Genomic DNA, 23,344 nt, shown 5'->3' on the forward strand with positions numbered 1-23,344 from the left:
CGCGCGGCCTGCCGGTCGCGTCACACGCCCGGTGATCGAACTGGTGTGCGATAGAATCGGCATCGTGGCGATCGCGGTACAGGGCTCGCTATTCGAGTACAACGAGCGCAGACAACTCGGCGACGGCGCCTTCATCGATGTTCGCGCCGGTTGGCTCACCGACGCCGACGACCTGCTCAGCGCGCTGCTGACCACGGTCCCATGGCGCGCCGAACGCCGCCAGATGTATGACCGGGTGGTCGACGTGCCGCGCCTGGTCAGCTTCCACGACCTCTCGATGGAAGAACCACCCCATCCGCTGCTGTCACGATTGCGCCGCCGACTCAACGACATCTACGGCGGCGAACTGGGCGAGCCCTTCACCACCGTCGGCCTGTGCTGCTACCGCGACGGCTCCGACAGCGTCGCTTGGCACGGTGACACCATCGGTCGCGGCAGCACCGAGGACACCATGGTGGCGATCGTCAGCCTCGGCGCCACCCGCACCTTTGCCATGCGACCACGCGGCGGTGGCGCATCGTTGCGCTTCCCGCTGGCACACGGCGATCTGCTGGTGATGGGCGGATCGTGTCAGCGCACCTGGGAGCATTCGGTGCCCAAGACGTCCACACCCACCGGCCCACGCGTCAGCCTGCAGTTCCGCCCCCGCGGCGTGCGTTAGCCGCGAATAACGGCCACCGCCTTGACCAGCAAGTCGCGGGCGCGCTGCGTATCGACCTTGGCGACGGGCCGATCCGGAATCACCAGCGGGTTGGCCACCACGATCACCTGGAAATCGCCGAATCGGGCGGAGTAGTCGTAGAGTTCGCCGGTGCGCGGTGCCCCGGCGACGACGGCCTGCAGCACGCGGTGAATGCCCAACGTCTGCGCCTGGTCGATCGTGGGCGCCTCGACCTCTTCCATGCCGCCCCTGACCTGGGCGCCGACGAAGGCCACCTTCTTGCAGTCCGGCCCCGGGTCATTGGTCGGTAGCGGCTTGGAGGTCTCCACTGCGATCACGACGAACCGATTGCCGTTGCCCTCGGCGGAGATCGCGGCCATATTGCCCTGCAGGTCCGCCGGCATCTCCGGCCCGGCCGCCACCTTCGCGCAGTTGGGTGGATCGAACTTGAGTCCCTCGGGTAGTTTCCGCGCGGCGAAGAACTGGGGATCGATGGCCCGGGGAGTGACGTCGGTGATCTTGAACCCCGGCCCGAAGCTCGACTTGACGTCGAACACCCTGCCGATGTCGGCGTTCACCGACTGAGCCGAATGCGCGGGCGAGCAGCCGACGAGCAGACACGCCGACACGATCGCTAACAACCTCCTCGACACCCTCCTCGACACCTGGGTCACGCTACCCACAGCGCGGCGCTCAGCCCCGTAACGTCGCCACCGTTTTGACTAACAGATCGGCCACGAATTGCGGGGGCAGCGGCGGAAGCATGGACCCGGGGTCCGTCGTGAGCGTGGTGAACGCGTAATGGTTGCCGAGGTAGGCGATGAACGTGTATGTCCGCGCGTCGATTTGGGTCCCCGACTCCACCGAGGTCTTGACGTCGGCCACCATGCCGACGGTGGGTGCTCCGTCGACGGGCGGGGCGTCGAGGAGGCTGACGCTGACCGTCTTGCGCCCGTCGGAGCCGGTCCACCGCCCGCAGGCGGCGACGACGTCGGTATCCAGACTGACCTGACCTGACGGCAAACTCACCACCACGGCGTTGAGGATGCCGCCGGCGCCCGACCCGGAGACCCCTTGGGCGGATTGCTCGCGCCCGTTGCCCGGGTCGGCCAGCGCGGCGCACTGCGGCGGATCGGCCGCGTCGGCGCCAAGACCCCAGATCAGCCGCGGTGAGGCGTCGTTGGGGATGGACCGGGTCACCTCATAGCCGTCCGGGAATTCCCGCGCCACCCGCTTGATGTTGGCGGGGTTGATGCCGGCCGCCTGCGCCGCTGACGACGCTGCCGCCGACGACGACGGAGACGGCGCCGACGAGCGCGGGGGCGATTGCGCGCAAGCTGCCACCGCAAACGCCACGACCGGGCTCACCCACAATGCCCATGGCCGCCGCATCGGTCAGCCGACCGCCTCGATCACCTGCCGGGCCACCCGCTTGATCCGCTCGGCCATGTCGCTTCCGAAACTCAGGTCACGCGGTCCGGGCACGTCGATGACCGTGGTGATCACGCCGATGTCCTCCCGCTGCCAGACGGCGCCGTGCCGGTCCATGATGGTGCGCATCGGCAGGTTGTCGGAAAGCATTCGCGCGGAGAACTTTTCGATCCCGTCCACCCAGGCCGCGACGGACAGCGCGGAGATCAGAAAGGTCCCGATTCCCCGCCCCTGGTACGCGTCGGCCACGGTGAACGCTATCTCCGCAACCGTCGGGTCGTCATGGTCGCGAACAAAGCGGGCATCGGCGACGGGGTCGCCGTCCACGACCATCACCCAGACGAAGTGATCGACGTAGTCGACCTCGACCAAGTAGGTCATCATCGCCGGGTTGGGGGTCCGGGCCGACATGAACCGGCGGTAGATCGTCTCGCTGGAGAAGTGCACATGCCCGTGCACGGTCCGCTCGCTATCCCCGGGCAAGACCGGGCGCAGGAGCAACTCAGTGCCGTCGCGCAACCGTACCGGGATCGGCGTGATGAAGGCCGCCAGGCGCTGACGGACCATGCGCAGCAGTCGCGGCATGACCTCCGGGATGTGAACCATGCGGTCCAGCGCGTCCTTGCCGCCGATCCAGCCCGTCAGCGGCTCGACCGTGGTGACCGTCGCCGTGCGCGGAATGTCACGCAGCAGCGCGATCTCCCCCACGATGGTGCCGGGCACCACCAACTCGACGATCACCACTCCGTCGTCGCCGACGTGGATGACCTCGGCCGTGCCCGACGAGATGAGCAGGAACGACACCGCCTGTTCGCCCTGCCGCATCAGCACCTGTCCGGTGTCGGCACGCAGCGGCGAAAGGAGTTCCGCCAAGGGTTCCAGCTCTTCGGCCGGACACCCCTTGAAGATGTCCATTCCCGCGAGTTCTTGGGCCCCCGCGCCGGTCAATTCGGCCATCCCGTCTTTCCGCGGTCTAGATCCGCTTCAGGTTATGGCGTCCGTCGTTGTGGCGGCAAGGATGCGCACTAGCCTGGCCGGAATGAACGCCGACCAGGATCCGCTCGAGTTGACGCGTGGCCTGCTCAACCAGGGCGCCGCCGTGCGACACGGCTTCCTGGATGTGCTGGGCGAATCCACCAGTTCACCCGCACCGACCTTCGCCCAGCGGGCCATGAACAGTCCGTTCGTCGCCACGGTTTACGAACGGTTGTGGCGTCCGACTTCGTTCTACCTTGCCAGTGGCGTCACCACGGGCGCCGAGCAGCGCCGCGCTGCGCAGGCGCTGCACGTGTCGAGGGCGACCAGGTTGCTCGACGTCGCCTGCGGGCCAGGCAATTTCACCGCCCCACTGGCGCGGCAGCTGCCCGCCGGGGGGCTCGCGGTCGGGTTCGACATCTCCGAGCCGATGGTCACCCGGGCCGTCCAGGACAACAGCGGGCCGCGGACCTGCTACGTCCGCGGCGACGCGCGCCAGTTGCCTTTCCGCGACGAAACTTTCGACGCTGTCTGCTGTTTCGGTGCGTTGTACCTGATGCCCGAGCCGTTCCGGATCGCCCACGAGATGGTGCGGGTGCTGCAGCCAGGCGGCCGAATCGCGATCCTGACCAGCTACTCCGGGCAAGTGGCCCCCATCCGGCACGCGTTCACCGCCACCGCCACGCTGATCGGGCTCACCATGTTCGACCGGGACAGTTTCGTCGGTCTTTTCTCCTCGGCCGGCCTGGTCGACGTCGAGCAGCAAACCCAACGCGTGCTGCAGTTCGTCACTGCCGCAAAGCCCGGCTAGGAAGCGGCCGCGCCGACGCCCAGCAGCCTGACCACCGGCGTTCCCGCCTGGTACTCCAAGACCCAAGGTTCGCCGCCGTCGAACGGTTCCGACGTCAGCGTGATCATCACGGGCTGACCGTTGCGCTGGCACATCTGCGTGCATTCGACCTGGAAGAGTCGGTAGTCGTCCCCGTCGTGCACGGCCAGTGAGAAGCCCGGTTCGACGGACTCCACAGGGAGCTTCTGCAGGTAATACCTAGTGCTCATGCCCTGACATTAAGGGCGTCGAGAACCCGTGTCCTGCGCAAAAACGGGGTCTTAACAGATGTTCAGCTGATTATCGGAAGATCATCAGGTTTCCGGCAGGAAAGCTATGCGCGCCGGGTGGCGAAGAACTCCAACAGCAGGTCTGCGACGGTGTCCGGGTGTTCGTCGGGCAGCCAATGACCCGCGCCGCGCAGGATTTCGAATCGGTAGAAACCGCTGACGTAGTTGCCGCAGGTGTGTGCGGCCCGATCCAGGATGTACGGGTCGTTATCGCCCCAGACGTACAACGTGGGGACGTCGACGGGTCCGACCCGCCCCGACCACGGCATCGCCCGGTACCAGTTCAGCGCGGCCGTGTAGGCACCCGGTTCGGCCATGGCCCGCGCGTCGCGGTCGGCGAACTCGAGGCGTTGACCGCCCGCCTGCATCATCGCCGACAGCCTCGCGCCTTTGCCGTCCCGGCCGAGGTACACCCGCTCCGGGAGACGTGGCAACTGGTAGAAGTACGCGTACCAGGACGCCATCCCCTGCTGACCGGTCAGCAGCGCCCGGCGCAGCGCGCGTGGGTGCGGGCCGGACAGCGCCGTCAGGGTGATCAGCCGGTCGGGGTGCGTGGCGGCAAAAGCCCAGGCCACCAACGCACCCCAGTCGTGCCCCACCAGGTGCACCCGTTGCGCCCCGCTGGCGTCGATCAACGCGCCGACATCGTCGACGAGTTCCGACAGGCGATACTCCCGCCGGCGCGGCGGCCGCGCCCCGGGGGAAATGCCGCGCTGGTTGGGGGCCAGGCACCGATAGCCGCGCGCGGTGAGCAGGGGGATAACGCCGTCCCAAGCCGAGTTGGTCTGCGGGTGTCCATGCAGCAGAACCACCACCGGCCCGTCCTCGGGCCCGCTGTCCCGAACGTCAAAAACGAGCTGTCCGCGCGAGAACTGTTCCATCAGGCCATCTTTGCGCACTCATAAAGCCGGCAACGAGAGGGACCGAGAGGGAGCTAGGTCACATGTCGTGATGCTTGCATTTCGACTTTATGTGACTTTCCTTAGTAGCGTTTACGACATGGTCAACGGTCTGAGGCCCGCGCCATGAGCGTCGCGGCATTCGTCCTGGGCGTCGTCGCAACCGTCCTGTCAGTGGCCTCGCTCAGTTGGCAGCTAATCGACTTCTTGCGACGGGGTCCGCGTCCCAAATTGACGCCGTTGGTGGGATTGATGACACCCGACGGCTTGGTGACCAACGACGCCAGCGCCGACGTGCGCGAGGTGCTCACCGATGCCGAGGGGAACCTGTCCGCCGGTCCGTTCATCATCGGCGTCAAGGTCGTCAACGCCGGTCGGGCACCCTGCTACGTCGATGGGTGGGCCGTGCGCGCCGAACCGGGCGGCACGTCGCTGGTGCCCGTCGAAAAGCCGATCGGCGGCGACGAGGTTCCCCTCGAGATACCGGCCGGAGGCAGCGCGATCTTCATCACCGAACTACAGCACGCGCGCCGGTTCGCCGAGGTCGCCGAGCGCGTCCAGGGTCAGCCACCGCAGATCGTGCTGGCGGTGACCTCCGGGGCGCGCACCTACGTCACCAAACCCGTTGCATCGTCGCTGTTTTCGCTAGGCCCCGACGCCGATTCCGAAGTCCACTCCGACGATTGATCGGCGGCATGCCGTCCGGCGCGGCGACCGGAGAACACGCAGTCGGAGATGGACAGGCCGCTGACATAGGAGTTTGAGGCAACGCCGACCGCGGATCGGCCCGCGCTGTAGAGGCCGGGGATGGGCGCGCCCGATCCGTCCACCACGGCACCGGTGACCTCGTCCACCCGCACGCCACCGAGGGTGAGCATCGGCGTGGGATTGATCAGGCTGGGCCGGACGGAGATGTTCAACAGCGTGAACGGCGGCTTGGCGATCCGTCGGGTGAAGTCGGGATGCTTTCCCACGGGATCCGGTGCGCCCGAATCGATTGCGGCATTGTGCGCGTCGACCGTGGCCTGCAGGCCGTCCGGGTCGATGCCGGCCTTTTCCGCGACATCCCGCAGCGTCGCACCGCGTTTCGAGCCGGTGAGCAGCAGCGCGGTGGTCTGTAGGCGCTGGAACCACAATGTCTGACCGATCAGTTGCCGACGGGCCTCGCGCATCAGCGCGGCGTCGGCAAGAAGCCAGGCTTTTGCGTTGTGGTTCCGCACTATTGCCTGCCCCACGGCCGCGCCGTACCGGCTTTCGTCGATGACCCGCCGCCCCTGTTGGTCGACGATGAGGGCGTTGATGAACGCGCTGGGCGGCGTGATGAACCGCCACGCCGACACATTGTCCATGCGCTGGGTGACGGCGCCGACGCTTTCGGCCAGCGCGATGCCGCTGCCGTCGTCGCCGGCGGTGCCCAGGGCGAGGCCGTGTTTGAACTCCGGCGCGTAGTGTTCGATCCACTCGGTGTTGGCGATGAATCCGCCGGCGCAGATGATCACCGCGCGGCGGGCGGTGATCCGGATGGTCCGACCGTAGCGGCGTTCGAGCTTTCTCAGCCGGTATTCGAGCGCGCGACGCAGCGGGGGGTAATAGATGCCCGGCTTCGTCGACACTGCGGCCATCTTCGCGTACAACCGCTGAATCCGCTCCGGCGCTTGGCCCATCGTCGTGGCCTCCACCCCGGTGACCCGGCCGGTGGCATCCTGCAGCAACTTGGTGACCGTCGTGTGCGGCCGGAAGTCGACCCCGTGCGCCAGTGCCGAATTCAGCAGTGGCGCATACAGTTGCTTGCCCGAGGTGCCCGTGCCCTTGACGCGGTGCCCACGCTGGACCGGCGGGGTATGCCGGCGGAAAGCGCCGGCGTTCTCGCTTCCCGAGTGATACAGGTAATACCGATTGTTGGGGTAGGACGTTTTGTAGGGGCACAACGTGGAGTCGAACGGGACTCCCTGCTCCTTGAGCCAGTCGATCATGTCCGCACTGCCACCAACGAACGATTCCAGCGTCTGTTGGCTGACGACGTCGCCGACTTCCAGCCGTAGGTAGGTGAGCATCTGCTCGACCGTGTCGGCCACTCCGGCCTCGCGTTGCACCGCCGTGCCTCCGCCGGCGTAGATGATGCCGCCCGAGATGGCGGTCGCGCCGCCGCCGTTGGCGCGGTCGAGCGCGATGACCTCCGCGCCCGCCTCGCGTGCCGTAATTGCTGCGCAGGTCCCCGCCGCGCCGAAGCCGACTACGACGATGTCGGTGGTTTCGTTGATGTGGTCTGAGCTGCCCATCGCGTTCCTGCCCTCGTGGTGATTGACGGCACGAAGCAACATAACAGGTTCTAGTGCTGCGTCGACAGGCTGAACAGCCCCTTCTCCACCAGAACTGGAACGTGTTCTTACTTCTGTTCCGCCACGGCCTTGATTCGTTCTAGAGTTTCTTGGATGCCGCGCCGGAGTTGCTTGTCGCGCGGCAGGGGCAGCTCGGCTATCCGGCTCGCGATGGAGCACCACAGAAATCGGTACGACTCGGCCAGCTCGGTGCCCCCTCCGACCGGTCGAAGCTGGTAGCGCCACAACGTCTCCTCGCGGCCCTTCGGGTTCAAGGTGGTGAACGAGAATTCGCGTCCGGGTTCGGCCGCCGTGATGACCGCATCCCTGCGCCAACGGATCACGCCGAGCCGGTTATGGCCCCAGAACCGGGCGCCCACGGCGGCGGTCGTGGCGCCGTCGAGCCATTCCGAGCGATAGCACTCCGGACTCCACTCGCCCATTAGCGTGATGTCGCTGATGAGTTGGTACACGCTCAGCGGTGCTGCGTCGATCTGGACACGCGCTTCGCCGGTGGTTGCTGTAGGCATTGGCCGCCCTCCCTAACCCTCTCGGATCAAGCTACGCGGACCTCTTTAGTAAGTGTATACTTACCGTTAGTGCTGACTTACGAAGCAGAAGATGCCTGGGGGGCTCTTGCTGATGCCACCCGCCGAACGATTTTCAAGCGTCTGGCGGGTGGGCCGATGGCGGTCGGCGACTTGGCTCATGGTCTGCCCATCAGCCGGCCGGCGGTCTCGCAGCACCTGAAAGTGCTCAAACGCGCCGGACTAGTCGCCGATCGGCCAGTCGGCACCCGCCGGATCTACCAGCTAAATCCGGCAGGCCTTGAGGCGCTCAGGTCAGAGCTTGATGTGTTCTGGGAGAAGGCTCTGGACGCATATCGGTCGCTTGCCGAGGAAAGCCAAGAAAAGGGGGAAGAAGGATGACGTCATCAGGCGTGCCGCCGATCCGAAAGAGCGTGGTGGTCAACACCGGTGTGGAGCGCGCGTTCGCGCTGTTCGTCGACAAGTTCGATGCCATCAAGCCGCGCGAGCACAATCTGCTGCCGGTGCCGATCGACAAGACCGTGTTCGAACCGCGCGTCGGCGGGCACATCTACGACGTGGGAGTTGACGGCAGTCGATGCGAATGGGCTCGCGTCCTGGTGTACGAGCCGCCCTCGCGGGTGGTCTTCTCCTGGGACATCGGGCCGACCTGGCAGCTGGAACACGACCACACCAGGACGAGCGAAGTCGAAGTGCGCTTCGTCGCCGAGTCCGTTGATCGCACGCGGGTCGAATTGGAGCATCGCCACCTGGACCGCCATGGCGCCGGGTGGAGATCCGTGGCCGACGGAGTCGACGGTGACGCCGGCTGGCCGCTGTACCTGCACCGGTACGTCGCGTTAGCGGAGGCGGAGTTGAAGCGATGAGCACCGAGACTTCGCTGATGGACTTGGCATTTGCGGAGCGGTCAGACCTGGCCGCATTCCTTGAGACGTTGAACCCGCAGGACTGGGAATCCCCCAGCCTGTGCCGGGGCTGGACGGTCAAAGACGTTGTCGCACACGTCGTCAGCTACGAAGAGTTGCGTTGGTTCGGCTTGGTCAAGCGGTTTGCCAAAGGTGGTGTCGTCCGCACCAACGAGGTGGGGGTCAAAGAGCTCTCCGGGAAGTCGCCCGACGAGTTGATTGCCTTTCTGCGCAAACATCTACGCCCACAAGGGCTTACCGCAGGATTCGGCGGGATGATCGCACTGGTCGACGGAACCGTTCATCACCAGGACATCCGTCGCGCACTCGGCCGCCCCCGAACGGTTCCGCCCGAGCGGCTCGCACGCATCCTGCCTCTGGTGCCAGGAAACCCCCGCCTCGGCGCGGGCCGGCGCATCAGAGGCTTACACCTGCAGGCAACCGACGTCGACTGGGAGCACGGCAGCGGGCCCGACGTCTACGGCACCGGCGAGGCCCTGTTGATGGTGATGACGGGCCGTCCGGCCGCCGTGCCCGAACTCGCCGGTCCCGGGCAGGCCACGTTGGCCGCGCGCCTGTGATGCCTATAGGCCGTCGATGAAAGCGGCTACGGCCCTACCGATTTCAGGGCCAGAGTCTTCCTGGATGAAATGCAGGCCGGACACGGTGATTTCGGTTTGATCGGGCCAGGAGCGGCAGAACTCCCGTTGCGCGCCAACGAGAATGATGCCGGGGTCGGCGTTGATGAAGAGCTTCGGGATGCCCGGCGTTGTGGCGAAATAGTTCGCGTATTCACCGACGACCTTGACCACCTGGGGCGGCTGTCCTTCGATCGGGATCTGGCGTGGCCAGGTCAGCGTCGGGCGACGCTCCTCACCTGGGTTGGCGAACGGGCGGCGATACTCGTTCATCTCGTCGTCGGACAGCTTGCGCTTGATGGAGTTGGGCAGGATGGCCTCGACGAACAGGTTGCGGTTGAGGACCATGTCTTCGCCCGCCTCGGAACGCAACCCCTGGAAGATGCGGCGCGCCGCCTCCGGCCAGTCGTCCCAGCTGTCCAGCGGTCGCACGATGGCCTCCATGTAGGCGATGGCGCGAACCCGGCCGGGATGACGTCGCGCCCAGTCGAACCCCAGGGCCGAGCCCCAGTCGTGGATGACCAGCACGACCTTCTCGGTGGCGCCCAGGATGACGTCGAGGAAGGCGTCGACGAACTTCTGGTGGCCCGCCAGGGTGTACCCGGGGTCGTTGGGTCCGGGAAGTTTGTCCGAGTCACCCATGCCGATGAGGTCAGGCGCGATACACCGGCCCTTGCCGGTCAGTTCGGGGATGACGGAGTGCCACAGGTAGGACGACGTCGGATTGCCGTGCAGCAGGACTATCGGGTCGCCCGTTCCCTGCTCGACGTAGGCCACGCGCCGGCCGAGGACCTCCACGTATTGCTTGGACTCACGCCATTGGCTCATCGGTCTCTGCCTTTCACTCGATGCGACTCACTCGATGCGACGGCCGACGAAGTTGGGGCGCCGCTTCTGCAGGAACGCGGCCACCCCCTCGCGCCCGTCCGCCGATACGGAGTTGGCGACGATCCCGTCGGCTTCGTCGGCGAGCTGTTCCTTCAACGTCGCGTTCGATGAGGCGTTCAGCAGCCGCTTGACCGTTCCGAACGCGGCCGTCGGGCCCGACGCGATCCGCTCGGCGAGCTTCTCCGCGGTGGGCCTGAGCTCGTCGTCGGCCACCACTTGGGTCACCAGTCCCCAGTCGAGCGCCTCGGCGGCCGTGAGCGCGCGGTTGGTGATGGCCATCTCCGCAGTGCGGCGGTGGCCGATCACCCGCGGCAGAAACCAGGTGGCGCCGCCGTCCGGCGAGAGACCGGCCGCCGTGTAGGCCATCGTGAACTTGGTTGTCTCACTGGCGATCACGAGGTCCGCTCCGGCCACCAAGCTCAGTCCGGCACCGGCGGCCGCGCCGTGAACGGCGGCGACGACGGGTGCGTCGAGTGCTGCGAAGGCCTCGACGGCGGCGTGTACGTCGCCGGCCAGGGACTGGAGGGCGGCGCCGATGTCCTCGGAGGACGCGAAGTAGCTCAGGTCGCCGCCGACGCAGAACCGTGGGCCGTTTCCGCTGAGTAGGACCGCACGGACGTCGTCGCGCTTTTGGAGCGACTCGGCGACGTCGCGCAGTGCGCGTCCCAGTGGCGCATCCATCGCGTTGCCGGCGTCCGGCCTGTTGAGGCTCACTCGGGCAACCGCGTTAGCGATTTCGAGGGTGACCGGATCAGCGGCGTTCGATGACATCGGGCGAGGCTCCTTAGCATGTCCAGGGGATATCCAGGACCATACGGCCACCGATTTTGACGTCACAGCGGGCTCTAAAGTTCGATTCGTAATATCGGCCGGATGACGCTCGTTGCTAGGAAATCGGGGGGATATCGTCGCCCGGCAACCGCCGCCCTGCTCGCGGCGACATTCGTCATGGCCCCGGCAATCATTCCGACCGTAGCCCTGCTCCCAGTCGCGTCGGCGGATTGCCCCGGGGCCGAAGTCGTCTTCGCTCGCGGCCGAGAGGAGCCGCCCGGCGTCGGCGCCGTCGGCGATGCCTTCGTGGGTTCGTTGCGCGCCAAGACCGGCGTCCCGATCGGCGTGTACGGGGTGAACTATCCGGCCAACATCAACGCGGCCGCCGGCGCCGCCGATATCAGCAATCACATTCAGTCCATGGCGAAAAGCTGCCCGAACACCCGCATGGTGATCGGCGGCTATTCGCTGGGTGCGACGGCGGCCGACATGGCGGCCAGAGGCATGATTCCGGCCGGGGTCAATCAGAATGTCGCCGCGGTCGCTCTGTTCGGCAACGGGGCCAAGCGGCTAGGCCCGCCCGCAGCCTTTGCCGACAGGACGATCGACCAGTGCGCGAACGGCGACCCGATCTGCGGGCGCGGGACCGACTGGCCGTCGCACCTGCAGCCGTCATACATCGACTCCGGCCTGGTGGACCAAGCCGCGAGCTACGTCGCCGGCAGGCTGTGAGTCGCTGGGCAGCGCGTTCGCTTTGAAGCCGCCCGATCAGAGCGGTGACCGCTGCCTTCTATCTAAAACGCGCCCAAGCGGCGATGATAGGCGGATGAGTGACGTACATCACACGGACGTCGACGTTGTGGTCGTGGGTGCGGGCTTCGCAGGTCTGTACGCCGCGTACCGGCTTCGACTCACCGGTCATTCAATGCGCATATTCGAGGCGGCCGAGGACATCGGCGGCACCTGGTACTGGAACCGATACCCCGGGGCCCGTGTCGACATACCCAGCGTCGACTACATGTACAGCTTTGACCCGGACTGGTCGCGCGACTGGCAATGGTCGGAAAAGTACGCCACGCAACCCGAGATCCTGCGGTATCTGAACCACGTCGCCGACAAGCACGACCTTCGTCGCGACATCCGGTTCCGCACCCGCGTCCTGTCCGCGCACTGGGACGACGACCTGTCGGGGTACCGCGTCGGCACCGACCGCGGCGAGGAAATCACCTGCCGCCACCTGGTCATGGCGACCGGCTGCCTCTCCAGGCCCAAAGACCTCGACATCAACGGCATCGAAAGCTTCACCGGCAAGGTGTATTTCACCAGTCGCTGGCCTCACGAATCCGTGGACTTCACCGGCAAGCGCGTCGGTGTCGTCGGAACCGGTTCATCGGGGATCCAAACCATCCCCCTCATCGCCCAGCAAGCGGCGCAGCTGGTGGTATTCCAACGCACACCGTGCTTTTCGATCCCCGCCCACAACGGACCCATCTCACGGGAGAAACTCGAGCAACTGGCCGACGACGCCGCCTACCGGCACGCGGCGAAATACTCCTTCGGCGGGGTGCCGTTGGAACGCACCATCACTCCGTCGATCGCGGCATCAGCTGAGGAACGTCAGCAGCGGTACGAACGGGCCTGGCAGCGCGGCGAATTGCTCGAAGTGCTCAACCTCTACACCGACACGATGAGCAACCCGGCGGCGAACGCCGACTTCGCCGAGTTCATCCGCGGCAAGATCCGCAGCATCGTGCACGATCCGGAGACAGCGGAAGCGTTGTGCCCCAAAACCTATCCCGTTGGCTCGAAACGGCTGTGCCTGGACACCGGTTACTACGAAACATTCAATCGGCCGAATGTGCGGTTGGTGAACCTGCAGAAGCAACCGCTGCTCGGTGTCTCGGAAACCGGAATCGACACGGCCGGCGAATCTTTCGCATTTGACGCGATCGTGTTCGCGACCGGATTCGACGCCATCACGGGCGCCGTCGCGGCCATCGACATCGTCGGCCGCGGTGGAGTTGCCTTGAGGGACAAGTGGTCGAACGGCCCATCGACATACCTCGGCCTGACCGTCGCGGGGTTCCCGAACTTCTTCCTCATCGCCGGCCCCAACAGCCCGTCGGTGCTGTCCAACATGGCGGTGTCGATCGAGCAGCACATCGATTTCGTCGCCGACGCGTTGACGTACCTGCGCACGCACGGGTTCGACCAGATCGAACCCACCGAGCTCGCCGCGGCCGGCTGGATGCAGCACGTTGACGACGCCGCGGCGATAACGCTTTTCCCACAAGCCAACTCGTGGTACGTGGGCGCCAACATTCCGGGCAAGCCCCGGGTCTTCATGGCCTACACCGTCGGTGTCGACTTCTACCGGCTGACCTGCGACGAGGTGGTGGAGCGGGACTATCTGGGCTTCAGGTTGTCCGGCCCCGGCGGCTCGCAATGCAACGACGGCGTGGTGCGTCAGTTGCAGCCCGATGTCCAGATGGTCCTCGAGCAAACGGCGCTGTTGAACCTGCCTCCGTTGGAATCGATGGGGGCCGACGGGTTGCGTGCCTTCTTCGACGAGGTCAACCTGGCCCGTCCACCGGGTCCCGGTGTCGGCGAGATCGCCGACGGGACCCTGCCCGGGCCGGCAGGCCCGCTGGCCTATCGCGTGTATCGGCCTGCGAGCGAGGGTCCGCACCCCCTCGTCGTCTATTTCCATGGCGGCGGCTGGGTTCTCGGCGACGCCGCCTCAGACGATCCGCTGTGTCGCGACTTGTGCGTGCTCAGCGATGCGCTCGTCGTGTCGGTGAATTACCGGCATGCCCCCGAGTATCGATTTCCGGCCGCGCACGACGACGGCTGGGCGGCACTGCAGTGGGTGGCGGCTCACGCCGAAGAGCTAGGCGGCGTGCCCGGACGGCTCGCGGTGTGCGGGTGGAGCGCGGGCGGCAACATCGCGACGGTGGTGTGCCGACTCGCCCGGGATGCGGCCGGCCCGAGGATCGTCGGGCAGGTGTTACTCACTCCCGTCACCGATACCGACTTCACCCGCGGCTCCTACGTCGAGAACGCCGAGGGCTACGGTCTGACCACCGCGCTGATGCGCTGGTTCTTCGACCAGTACTCCGACCCAGACGTGCGACACGATCCGCGGCTTGCCCCGCTGCGCGCGGCGGAGCTGTCAGGCCTGCCACCGGCAATGATCGTCGCGGCAGATTTCGACCCGTTGCGCGACGAGGGCATCGCCTACGCCGAAGCCCTTGCGGCAGCGGGGGTTCCGACCCAGGTTTTACGGGCCCGTGGTCACACACACTTGTCGGTACCGATGGTCGATGTCGTCGTCTCGGGAGCCCCGATCCGGGCTCAGATGGCTGAGGCGCTGCGCGGGTTTTTCGCGGTCGACGCCGCAAAGGCTGCGTCAGCCCAGCCGACGGGGTGAGCTGCCGTCGTCCGCTGAATCGCTTCTGGTAAGTCTTACTAGTGGACATACAGTGAGGCGGCTCTTGTGACTCCATCCCCTGGCTCCGCGACCGCGAAGCGTCGCGTTGTACATGTCGGAACCGGCTTGACCGGCAGCGTGGCGCTGCGCGCGATCATCGACGACCCTGCGCTCGAGTTGATCGGGGTCAAGGTGTCCTCCCCGACGAAAGTCGGCACCGATGCGGGCCAACTGTGTGGACGGCCCGACGTGGGCATCGCAGCCACCGGTGACGTTGCCGCGGTGCTGGACGCCAAGCCGGATTGCGTCGCCTACTGCGCGACCGCCGTCCGGCGTGAGGACGAGGCGATCGCCGACATCGTCGGTTACCTGGAAGCCGGCATCAACGTCGTCACCATCTCCGCCATCCCAATGGTGTATCCCCAAGCGGCCCCGGCGAAATGGCGCGATCCGATCGAGCGCGCCGCGCGCGAGGGCAACGCGACCTTCTATGCGACCGGATGCGAACCCGGGTTCGTGAGCCTGAACCTCCCCACCGCATTGCTGACTGGCGCCGGCGTCATCGACACCTATCGCATGGACGAGTACGCGCTGGACCTCGACCTGGCCTATCCGATCTGGGAAGTGCTGCACGAGTCGATGGGCTTCGGGAAACCGGACGGCCACGTTCCCATCCGCATCGCGTCAGGCAAGGTGCACAATGACTGGGGGCCCGTCGTGCGGTACATCGCCGACGCGCTGTCGGTCGACGTGGAAGACGTTGCGCTGGATTGGGAAACAGTCCTGGCCCCCGACGATCTCGACACCGCGCTCGGGGTGATCCCGGCCGGCACCATCTGCGGACACCGCTGGCAGCTCGCCGCCGTTTGCGACGGGCGACCGGTCGTGTCCGTCCAATACTTCGCGACCGTGACCTCCACGCCGTGGCCCGACAGCTGGCCGCTGCCAGCGCAACCCGGCCAGGGCGGCATGGTGTTCCGCATCGAAGGCTCCCCCAGCATGACCCTCGCCCTGCGGCTCGACCCTGCACCAGGCGACAAGACCAACCCCGGCGTCGCGGCAACGGCGATGGCGGCGGTCAATGCGATTCCGGCTGTCATCGACGCGGCACCCGGGCTTTTGGATGCTCCGCTGGCGGGGCCGTCGATCGTCACCCGGCAGACCCGACGTGGCACTGTCTGAACCGCTAGCGATTCGGGCTAGCGCGATCGGAGTCCGTCCAGCAGTGCGTTGAGCGCCCGAACGCTCTCGTCCCGCGCTTCTTGCTGATTGACTGCATTTGCGATGAACATCGCGGCTTCCTCTGCCGCGGCGAGAAGAACGTGAGCCAGCACTGCGACCGGCTGACCGGCGGCTAGATCGCCTTCCTCGATGGCAATTTCGAGCATCGCGCGGATGGCTCCCAATCCGTAGACGCTTTCCAGTTCGCGCCATCTAGCCCAACCCAAGACCGCCGGTCCGTCGATGAGCAGGATCCGTTGAACCTGGGGCGTGAGGGACGCGTCGAGGAATCCAATCAAACCCTGGCGCAACTGATTGAATGCGCCGTGAGCTGGATCTGCCAGATTCTTGGCGGCCTGTAGGACGAGGTCCTCCTCGACCGCTATGAACACCGCCTCGAAGAGTGCCTGCTTGTCGGCGAAGTGGTGATAAAGAGCGCCGCGAGTACCGACCTCAGCCTCTGCAACGACTTCCTCGGTGCCGGTGTGGTGGTAGCCCTTCTCGACGAACAGACGCTTTGCTGCGTCGATCAGTGCGGCGCGGGTGGCCTCCGCTTGAGCGGCACGTCGCGCCTTGGGATCGAGTTTCTGCTGGCTCTGGGCCATCGCAATATCGTATTGCATACTGCCTGCATGTGACATACGGTCTGTATGTCACATGCAGGTCCCATGTGAAGCTGTCATCACCATCCGAAACCGGAGGTTGCTGTGTCCAGTCCTATCGAGGTGGTCCGCGAGTTTTGCGCCCTGATGGAACGTCGGGATCCCGAAGCCTTACGCCCACTGTTGGCCAACAACGCGGTGTACCAGAACGTCGGTATGCCGGCCTTCACCGGCGTAGACGCCATCGTGGAGAACCTGGGCGCACAGTTCTCGATGTTTCCCGACGCCTACGCCTTCGAAATCGTCAACATCGCCGCCGATGGCCCGGTGGTACTGACTGAACGGCTCGACTACATCCAGACACCCAATGGAACCAAGCCGGCCATTCCGGTGATGGGAACGTTCGTCGTCGGCGACGACGGCAAGATCACGCGTTGGACGGACTACTTCGATCTCAATCTGACGATCAAACTCCTTCAGGGCGAGGACATTAGCGCGCTGGTTCCATCCACCTCCACGACATGACCGAGGAGCAACGACCGGTAACTGATGACCGATCAACGGGACAGGAACACGCAACGCGGTGAACACTGACGCCACGACCGACGCGGTTGACGAACAACTCCCCAAACCAAGCGCGGGCGAAGAGGCTCAATCAAGCGTCTTGTCCGGACGTTCCAAAATTTGGCTTCTGATCGTCTGCTCGATGGGTGTCCTTCTGGTCATCTCGTCGATGGTGGCTCTGAATGCCGCATTGGGCGCTATCGCGGTGGACACCCTTGCGACACAGTCGCAACTGACGTGGATCGTCGACGGCTACACGCTGGTGATGGCGTGCCTGTTGCTGCCCGCTGGCGCATTAGGGGATCGCTACGGGCGGCGCACCGTCCTGCTGGTCGGACTCGTTATCTTCGCCGCGGCATCGCTGACGCCCATCTACTTCGACTCGCCCACCGCACTCATCGTTGCGCGGGGTGTCACAGGGGTCGGTGCTGCAGCGATTCTGCCGGCCACACTGTCGTTGTTGACCGCGGCATATCCGAAAGAAGAGCGCAACAAGGCAATTGGCATCTGGGCCGGGGTGTGCGCGTCAAGCGCCCTCGTCGGCTTTACGGGGACCGCACTACTCACGCAATTCGGGCCATGGCGGACGATCTTCTGGGCGTTCGTCGGAGCAGCAGCTCTACTTTTCGTGTTGGCGCTGACGATCTCGTCGTCCAAAGACCCCGAGGCAACGCCGGTCGACTGGTGGGGTGCGCTGCTTATCGGCTCGGCAATCGCCGTTTTCGTGTTCGGCGTTATTGAAGCTCCGCTGCGAGGGTGGAGCGACCCGACTGTGTACGGCTGCCTTGCCGGCGGAATCTTGCTCGCCGTTGTCTTTGGCTTCTTCGAACTGCGTCGCAAGCATCCACTGCTCGACATTCGCGTATTCAGAAGACCCGACATGCTGACCGGCGCGATCGGCATGACGACCCTGTTCTTCGCCATCTTCGGGTTCTTCTTCTTGATCATGCAGTACCTGCAACTGGTGATCGGCTACAGCCCGCTCCAAACCGCTGTCGCGCTGTGCCCTCTCGCGGTTCCCCTGTTCATCTGCGCAGCGCTCACGCAGTGGTATCTGCCCCGCTTGGGGCTACGAATCTCTGTAGCAGGGGGACTCGCAATCTTGGCGGCCGGACTCCTGTGCATGTGCCTGCTCGAGGCCGACTCGACGTACTTCGACCTGGCATGGCCGATGCTGGTCCTCAGTACCGGAATGGGCATCTGCAACGCTCCCTCGACCACTGCAATAACCGGGGCAGTCCCACTGAGTAAGCAAGGCGTCGCCTCAGCAATCAACGACACAACAAGGGAACTAGGCGGTGCGCTGGGCATCGCGCTCGCCGGTTCAATCCTCGCCGCCGGATACAGCCACGCACTTGCCCAGAGCGTCGCGATGCTGCCCCAGCCGATCAGGGAACCCGCGCTCGGTTCACTTGCGCAAGCACTGACAATCTCCGATCGGCTCGGCCCCGCAGGAGGCGACTTGTCAAGTCACGCGAAGGACGCCTTCATGCACGCAATGCACTCATCGCTGCTGATGCTGGCTGTTGTCGTCCTGGTTTCCGCTGCCGCCGTTGCGATCTTGGCACCCAGACGCGATCGACAACGATCCGAGTCGTCCGGCAACTCATAGGGGAACGTGCTGAGAAGCCATGGCCGACAACGACACCGGGCGGTCTGACGCGCCTACCGCGGATGCGAGCGAAAGAGTCGTGTTGGACGCAATGGCGCGGGGTGTCTGTCTTGCATGGGCCCGAGGACGACCTCGCATGACGTACCGCAAGAACGCACCGTCTGCTTGACGAGATCTGCGCCTCAGCGACTAAAGGCAACATCGAGCAATTGGTGATCGTGGCAGTCGGCCTCGATGCGAGGACGTACCGACTGTCCGGCCTATTCGACCCTGTGACCTGCACAAACTTTGTGGAGCTAAGGGGAATCGAACCCCTGACCTACTCGATGCGAACGAGTCGCGCTACCAACTGCGCCATAGCCCCTGGTCGCTAGCAGGCTACCAGCCGAGCCCGGGATGGGCCGAACCGCGCCCCTACTGCCCGGCTGCCCGCGGGAGATCGCGCGGCCATCCGTAGTTGCGCATCGGCATCGCGTAGTCCAGGTGTTCGAAGATCGGGTCCTCGTCGTCGATCTCCAACACCACGGCACCCGGGCGGCGCAGCCGCGCCGGCACCACGTCGTAGTCGCGGTCGTAGGCGTTCTCCACGCCGAGTCGCGCCCGCGCCATCCGCTGCATCCTGCGACGCCGCACCTGCTCCTCGATCCGCGTCTGGCGGCGCAGATAGCCCAGGTACATCAGCGTCACCGCGGTGGCGGTCCCGCACACCCACCAGGCGGACGGGGTCACTTCGAAGGCCATGATGGCCGAACCGACCAGGACCACCGCCATCGCCATCAGGACGCGCCGACGGAACCGGTACTTGCGAGCGCTGACCACCGCGGCGGTCTTGTTGTCGAACCGGCGTCGCCGCGATACACCCGGGGTGAAGGGCACGGGCCCGTCGTCTTCGGCGCCGTCGTCCGGAGGCTCCAAACCCGAAGAGTCGTCGACGTATTCGTATTCGTCGTCGTGCAGTTCCGCCTCGGCCTCGGCCTCTGGTTCGGCGGATTCCTCCACCGGCTCCTCGACCACTTCGTCGACCGGATCGGGCTCGGCCACCAACTTGGGCTCGCCCAACCGCACGCTTTCGCCAGGCGGCAGCGCCGCGGAGTCTTCGACGACGTCCACGTCCAGGTAGTCCGGTTCGCTCGGCGCGTCGTCGTGGGCGACCGCCATGACCAGCGGGCGAACGCGCCGCAGCTGGTCGGTCGGGGCGTCGTCGTCCTCGTCGTGTTCGTCGGAGAATTCCGAATCGTCGTGCTCATCTGCTTGCCAGTCCGGGTCACTCTGGTGGCCCGCGGCGGGCCCGCCCCGGCGCTTGAGCAGCCTCGAAGCCGCTGCGCCGTTGAGCACCCGGGTCGCCAGCGCCACGTCGCTGGTGCGCCGCACCGCCTCCCGCTTGCTGATCAGCATGGGTACCAGGACGAACAACCAAAGCACCACAAGCGATATCCACAACAACGACTGCGGGATGCTCGGCATGATGACCTGCTCTCTTCGGTTCCGCTGCCCCGCGAGGCTTGATCGTCAGCCACCGCGGCCGGGTCTGTAATGACCAGGGCAATTACACACCTGTAATTCGCCTCGTTCAAGCATCACACGCCACATATGTCACGTTAGCCACAGGAATATTTCGGTTTCCTCAAGTTCGCGGGCCGCCTGAGCCCCCGTTTAGGGCGTCGGATCCGTCGACCGTCACGCTGGCGCGACACTCAACACCCAACGTCACTCTCGCGTGACGCTCGACGCCAAATCGCGACGGCCAGCCCGGCGCCACCGCCGACCGTCACGCTGGCGCGACACTCAACACCCAACGTCACTCTCGCGTGACGCTCGACGAACAAAAGCCAAAGGAAAACTCAAGCCCAGCTGGCTTGACCAGACCGGACCAGCGTCGAGACCACCGATCCGTTGACCTCCTCGATGGTCATCGCCACCAGCAGGTGGTCCCGCCAGGCGGCGTCCACCTCCAAATACCGCCGCAGCAGACCCTCTTCGCGGAAACCGACTTTCGACAGCACCCGCCGGCTGGCCAGATTCTCCGGCCGCACAGTCGCTTCCACACGATGCAGCCTGACCGGCCCGAAGCAGTGATCGAGCCCCAGCGCCAACGCGCCCGTCGCCACCCCACGGCCGGTCACCAAGCTGTGCACCCAGTAGCCGATCCACGCCGACCGCAATGCCCCGTGCGTCACGTTGCCAATCGTCAGCTGACCGCAGAACTGGCCATCCAACTCGATCACGAAGGGCAGCATGCGCCCCTTGCGCGCCTCGGCACGCAGACCCGAGCACACTGTCGGCCAAGCGGCGACGTTGTGCCTGACCGTCCAATCGCCGTCGGTGACCGGCTCCCAGGGCTCCAAGTACGCGCGGTCGGCCAGCCGGATGCGGCTCCACAGCGCGCCATCCCGCATCCGCACCGGCCGCAGCCGGACCACCCCGCCGGCTACGCGCAACGGCCCCAACGACATTGGCCAGCCGGGATGCCGATAGTTGGGGCGCAACAGTTTCACCAAGGTGCGACTCAGCCGTGCTGAGCGAGGAAGGCGACGTCGACGATCTCACCGGTGCGAATCTGCTCCGCCCCGCTAGGCACCACGACCAGACAATTCGCCTCAGCGAGCGTGGCCAGCAGATGCGACGCTCCCGGGGCTCCCCCTAGCGCCTGCACCAGGTATTCACCGCTTTCCTGGTCACGCATGAGCTGGCCACGCAGGTAACCCTTGCGCCCGGCCACCGATGCGATCGGCGAAAGCGTACGGGCTTGCACGATGCGGCGCATCGGCTGGCGCTTACCAAGCGAAAGCCGGATCAGCGGCCGCACCATCACCTCGAACACCACCAACGCGCTCACCGGATTGGCGGGCAGCAGAAATGTGGGAACACCCTCGCGGCCCAATTGCCCGAAGCCCTGCACCGACCCCGGATGCATGGCGACCCGCACCACTTCCATCTCGCCCAGTTCGGAAAGCACCGCGCGGACGGCCTCGGCCGCCGCCCCGCCGACCCCGCCGGCGATCACCAGGATCTCCGCCCGGTTCAGCTGTCCCTCAACGATTTCGCGGAGTTCCTTGGGGTCGTTGCTGACGATGCCGACCCGATTCACCTCCGCACCGGCATCCCGAGCTGCGGCCGCCAAGGCGTACGAATTGACGTCGTACACCTGACCATTCCCAGGGGTTCGGGTGATGTCGACCAGTTCACCGCCGACCGCCATGACCGCCACCCGCGGTCGCGGATGCACCAGCACCCGTTCGCGGCCGACCGCGGCCAACAACCCCACCCCGGCGGCCCCGATGATCGTCCCCGCCCGCACGGCAACGTCACCGGGTTGCACGTCGTCACCGGCCCGCCGCACATAGGCGCCCGACGGCGCCCCGCGCAGGATCCGCACGCGGTTCATCCCGCCGTCGGTCCACCGCAAGGGAAGGACGGCATCGGCCAGCGTCGGCAACGGCGCGCCGGTCTGCACCCGGGCGGCCTGGCGCGGCTGCAGCCTGGCGGGGGTGCGTGAACCGGCCTCGATGAACCCCATCACCGGCAGGGTCAGCACCTCGCGGCCTTCGAGGTCACTGTCGGGAAAGACTTCCACGCCACCGGCATCGCCGACACCGGCCACATCGACGCTGCGCACCGCGTAACCGTCGATGGCGGCCTGATCGAACCCGGGCAGCGGCCGTTCGGTCACCACTTCCTCGGCGCACATCAGTCCTTGCGCCTCGGCGATGGCAACACGTATAGGCCTCGGGGCTACCGCGGCTGCCGATATCCGGGCTTGCTGTTCCTCCACAGAACGCACAGCGCGCCTTTCCGTCTAGCCAAGTGGCGAAGCCGGGCCGGATTATCGCCGGCTACTGCTCGGTCAGGCCCAATCGCGCCACCAACCATCGCCGCAAATCCGGGCCATAGTCGTCACGATCCAAAGCAAAGTCAACCGCAGCCTTGAGGTACCCGCCGGGATTTCCCAAGTCGTGTCGGGATCCGCGATGCACCACCACATGCACCGGGTGGTCCTCGGCGATCAACAACGCGATCGCGTCGGTCAGTTGAACTTCGCCGCCGGCTCCACGGTCGATGCGGCGTAGCGCGTCGAAAATCGCCCGGTCAAGCACGTAGCGGCCGGCGGCCGCGAACAGCGACGGGGCGTCCTCGGCCTTGGGCTTCTCCACCATGCCCTTGACCCGCAATACGTCGTCACCGCCGTCGGAAACGGGCTCGACGTCGAAGACGCCGTAAGCACTGATCTCCTCCGGAGACACCTCGATCGCACACAACACCGTGCCACCGTGCCGCGCCCGCACCTGCGACATCGTCTCCAGCACGCCGGTCGGCAGCACCAAGTCGTCAGGCAGCAACACCATGACGGCGTCCTCGTCCGCCGAAAGGCTAGGTTCGACGCAGCTGATCGCGTGCCCGAGGCCCAGCGGTTCGGCCTGCACGACGGACTCGACCTTGATCAGAGCCGGTGCGCGTCGGACCTTGGCCAGCATGGCCTTCTTGCCACGGGCTTCGAGGGTGCCTTCCAGCACGAGGTCCTCGACGAAGTGCGCGACCACCCCGTCCTTGCCTTCGGAGGTGATGATTATCAGCCGTTCGGCCCCGGCATCCGCCGCCTCGGCGGCCACCAGCTCGATGCCCGGGGTATCGACGACAGGTAGCAGTTCTTTAGGAACGGTCTTGGTGGCAGGCAGGAACCGCGTCCCCAGCCCGGCCGCGGGGACGATCGCCGTATAGGGAACAGGTACTTGTGCCATCGTCATCACCATAACTCCCTTCAACA

The 23,344-nt window shown here is 65.8% G+C and carries 25 protein-coding genes, 1 tRNA gene and 1 pseudogene; 12 read left to right on the forward strand and 15 right to left on the reverse strand.

Features of this window, described 5'->3' with window-relative positions; all coding sequences use genetic code 11:
* Nucleotides 1–64: 64 nt before the first annotated feature.
* Nucleotides 65–661, forward strand: a complete 597-nt coding sequence (locus G6N68_RS22435; protein WP_205351413.1) for an alpha-ketoglutarate-dependent dioxygenase AlkB — start codon at nt 65–67, stop codon at nt 659–661.
* Here the strand turns inward: G6N68_RS22435 and G6N68_RS22440 are convergent.
* The 3 genes from G6N68_RS22440 to pat are packed head-to-tail and all read right to left on the reverse strand — an operon-like array spanning nt 658 to nt 3,049.
* A complete protein-coding gene (locus tag G6N68_RS22440; RefSeq protein ID WP_163717070.1) occupies nt 658–1,314 on the reverse strand; it encodes a DUF5642 family protein in 657 nt (218 codons plus the stop codon). The two genes, G6N68_RS22435 and G6N68_RS22440, sit on opposite strands and share 4 nt — an antisense overlap.
* 40 nt (nt 1,315–1,354) lie before the next feature.
* Nucleotides 1,355–2,053, reverse strand: coding sequence for a DUF5642 family protein (locus G6N68_RS22445; RefSeq protein ID WP_163717073.1), 699 nt, complete (start codon nt 2,051–2,053; stop codon nt 1,355–1,357).
* 3 nt (nt 2,054–2,056) lie between these two features.
* On the reverse strand, nt 2,057–3,049 hold the full coding sequence (gene pat, locus G6N68_RS22450; RefSeq protein WP_163717076.1) for an acetyltransferase Pat: 993 nt from the start codon (nt 3,047–3,049) through the stop codon (nt 2,057–2,059).
* An 82-nt stretch (nt 3,050–3,131) separates the two neighbouring features.
* Between pat and G6N68_RS22455 the strand changes: the two genes are divergently transcribed.
* Nucleotides 3,132–3,878 (forward strand): class I SAM-dependent methyltransferase, encoded by a 747-nt coding sequence (locus G6N68_RS22455; protein WP_163717080.1) that lies wholly within the window; start codon nt 3,132–3,134, stop codon nt 3,876–3,878.
* Here G6N68_RS22455 and G6N68_RS22460 read toward each other — a convergent pair.
* Nucleotides 3,875–4,126, reverse strand: coding sequence for a hypothetical protein (locus G6N68_RS22460; RefSeq protein WP_163717083.1), 252 nt, complete (start codon nt 4,124–4,126; stop codon nt 3,875–3,877). The two genes, G6N68_RS22455 and G6N68_RS22460, sit on opposite strands and share 4 nt — an antisense overlap.
* Nucleotides 4,127–4,230: 104 nt before the next feature.
* Nucleotides 4,231–5,067 (reverse strand): alpha/beta fold hydrolase, encoded by an 837-nt coding sequence (locus tag G6N68_RS22465; RefSeq protein WP_163717086.1) that lies wholly within the window; start codon nt 5,065–5,067, stop codon nt 4,231–4,233.
* A 144-nt stretch (nt 5,068–5,211) separates the two neighbouring features.
* Between G6N68_RS22465 and G6N68_RS22470 the strand changes: the two genes are divergently transcribed.
* Complete coding sequence (locus G6N68_RS22470; protein WP_163717089.1) at nt 5,212–5,772, forward strand: hypothetical protein; 561 nt, start codon at nt 5,212–5,214, stop codon at nt 5,770–5,772.
* Here the strand turns inward: G6N68_RS22470 and G6N68_RS22475 are convergent.
* Nucleotides 5,694–7,406, reverse strand: a complete 1,713-nt coding sequence (locus G6N68_RS22475; RefSeq protein ID WP_163717092.1) for an FAD-binding protein — start codon at nt 7,404–7,406, stop codon at nt 5,694–5,696. The two genes, G6N68_RS22470 and G6N68_RS22475, sit on opposite strands and share 79 nt — an antisense overlap.
* A gap of 65 nt (nt 7,407–7,471) precedes the next feature.
* A complete protein-coding gene (locus G6N68_RS22480; protein ID WP_163717096.1) occupies nt 7,472–7,933 on the reverse strand; it encodes an SRPBCC family protein in 462 nt (153 codons plus the stop codon).
* A gap of 69 nt (nt 7,934–8,002) precedes the next feature.
* Here G6N68_RS22480 and G6N68_RS22485 point away from each other — a divergent pair, with 69 nt between their 5' ends.
* The 3 genes from G6N68_RS22485 to G6N68_RS22495 are packed head-to-tail and all read left to right on the forward strand — an operon-like array spanning nt 8,003 to nt 9,437.
* Nucleotides 8,003–8,332 (forward strand): ArsR/SmtB family transcription factor, encoded by a 330-nt coding sequence (locus G6N68_RS22485; protein WP_163717099.1) that lies wholly within the window; start codon nt 8,003–8,005, stop codon nt 8,330–8,332.
* Entirely contained in the window at nt 8,329–8,817 is a 489-nt protein-coding gene (locus G6N68_RS22490) for an SRPBCC family protein (RefSeq protein WP_163717101.1), read from the forward strand. Before G6N68_RS22485 ends, G6N68_RS22490 begins: the two co-directional genes overlap by 4 nt.
* Nucleotides 8,814–9,437: a maleylpyruvate isomerase family mycothiol-dependent enzyme gene (locus G6N68_RS22495; RefSeq protein ID WP_163717105.1), complete on the forward strand. Its 624-nt coding sequence runs from the start codon at nt 8,814–8,816 to the stop codon at nt 9,435–9,437. The genes G6N68_RS22490 and G6N68_RS22495 overlap by 4 nt, the downstream gene beginning before the upstream one ends.
* Nucleotides 9,438–9,440: 3 nt before the next feature.
* Here the strand turns inward: G6N68_RS22495 and G6N68_RS22500 are convergent, their stop codons facing one another.
* Nucleotides 9,441–10,322 (reverse strand): haloalkane dehalogenase, encoded by an 882-nt coding sequence (locus G6N68_RS22500; RefSeq protein WP_163717108.1) that lies wholly within the window; start codon nt 10,320–10,322, stop codon nt 9,441–9,443.
* A 27-nt stretch (nt 10,323–10,349) separates the two neighbouring features.
* Nucleotides 10,350–11,153 carry an enoyl-CoA hydratase/isomerase family protein gene (locus tag G6N68_RS22505; protein ID WP_163717113.1) on the reverse strand — a complete coding sequence of 268 codons (804 nt, stop codon included), beginning with the start codon at nt 11,151–11,153 and terminating at the stop codon, nt 10,350–10,352.
* 102 nt (nt 11,154–11,255) lie between these two features.
* Between G6N68_RS22505 and G6N68_RS22510 the strand changes: the two genes are divergently transcribed.
* From G6N68_RS22510 to G6N68_RS22520, 3 genes are all read left to right on the forward strand, one after another.
* Nucleotides 11,256–11,885 (forward strand): cutinase family protein, encoded by a 630-nt coding sequence (locus G6N68_RS22510; RefSeq protein ID WP_163717116.1) that lies wholly within the window; start codon nt 11,256–11,258, stop codon nt 11,883–11,885.
* Nucleotides 11,886–11,979: 94 nt separating this feature from the next.
* Complete coding sequence (locus tag G6N68_RS22515; protein ID WP_163717119.1) at nt 11,980–14,583, forward strand: flavin-containing monooxygenase; 2,604 nt, start codon at nt 11,980–11,982, stop codon at nt 14,581–14,583.
* 66 nt (nt 14,584–14,649) lie between these two features.
* Nucleotides 14,650–15,765, forward strand: a complete 1,116-nt coding sequence (locus G6N68_RS22520) for a dihydrodipicolinate reductase (protein ID WP_240355572.1) — start codon at nt 14,650–14,652, stop codon at nt 15,763–15,765.
* Between the two features lie 17 nt (nt 15,766–15,782).
* On the opposite strand, the gene G6N68_RS22525 is transcribed toward G6N68_RS22520, so the two are convergent.
* Nucleotides 15,783–16,409, reverse strand: coding sequence for a TetR/AcrR family transcriptional regulator (locus G6N68_RS22525; protein WP_163717123.1), 627 nt, complete (start codon nt 16,407–16,409; stop codon nt 15,783–15,785).
* 102 nt (nt 16,410–16,511) lie between these two features.
* Here G6N68_RS22525 and G6N68_RS22530 point away from each other — a divergent pair, with 102 nt between their 5' ends.
* The 3 genes and pseudogenes from G6N68_RS22530 to G6N68_RS31635 all read left to right on the forward strand — a co-directional run.
* Nucleotides 16,512–16,931, forward strand: coding sequence for a limonene-1,2-epoxide hydrolase family protein (locus G6N68_RS22530; RefSeq protein WP_163717126.1), 420 nt, complete (start codon nt 16,512–16,514; stop codon nt 16,929–16,931).
* A gap of 181 nt (nt 16,932–17,112) precedes the next feature.
* Entirely contained in the window at nt 17,113–18,582 is a 1,470-nt protein-coding gene (locus G6N68_RS22535; protein WP_163717129.1) for an MFS transporter, read from the forward strand.
* A 161-nt stretch (nt 18,583–18,743) separates the two neighbouring features.
* A pseudogene (locus tag G6N68_RS31635) lies at nt 18,744–18,836 on the forward strand (class I SAM-dependent methyltransferase); the annotation flags it as partial.
* A gap of 37 nt (nt 18,837–18,873) precedes the next feature.
* Here the strand turns inward: G6N68_RS31635 and G6N68_RS22545 are convergent.
* The 5 genes from G6N68_RS22545 to G6N68_RS22565 all read right to left on the reverse strand — a co-directional run bounded on the left by G6N68_RS22545 (nt 18,874) and on the right by G6N68_RS22565 (nt 23,324).
* Nucleotides 18,874–18,946 (reverse strand) — tRNA-Ala (locus tag G6N68_RS22545).
* A gap of 50 nt (nt 18,947–18,996) precedes the next feature.
* Nucleotides 18,997–20,046 (reverse strand): divisome protein SepX/GlpR, encoded by a 1,050-nt coding sequence (sepX, locus tag G6N68_RS22550; RefSeq protein WP_163717131.1) that lies wholly within the window; start codon nt 20,044–20,046, stop codon nt 18,997–18,999.
* Between the two features lie 377 nt (nt 20,047–20,423).
* Entirely contained in the window at nt 20,424–21,077 is a 654-nt protein-coding gene (locus G6N68_RS22555; protein ID WP_205351414.1) for a GNAT family N-acetyltransferase, read from the reverse strand.
* An 11-nt stretch (nt 21,078–21,088) separates the two neighbouring features.
* Entirely contained in the window at nt 21,089–22,363 is a 1,275-nt protein-coding gene (glp, locus tag G6N68_RS22560; RefSeq protein WP_163717134.1) for a molybdotransferase-like divisome protein Glp, read from the reverse strand.
* Between the two features lie 52 nt (nt 22,364–22,415).
* Complete coding sequence (locus G6N68_RS22565) at nt 22,416–23,324, reverse strand: UTP--glucose-1-phosphate uridylyltransferase (protein ID WP_163717137.1); 909 nt, start codon at nt 23,322–23,324, stop codon at nt 22,416–22,418.
* Between the last annotated feature and the right edge of the window lie 20 nt (nt 23,325–23,344).

It is taken from the genome of Mycobacterium bourgelatii, from assembly GCF_010723575.1.
Classification (GTDB): domain Bacteria; phylum Actinomycetota; class Actinomycetes; order Mycobacteriales; family Mycobacteriaceae; genus Mycobacterium; species Mycobacterium bourgelatii.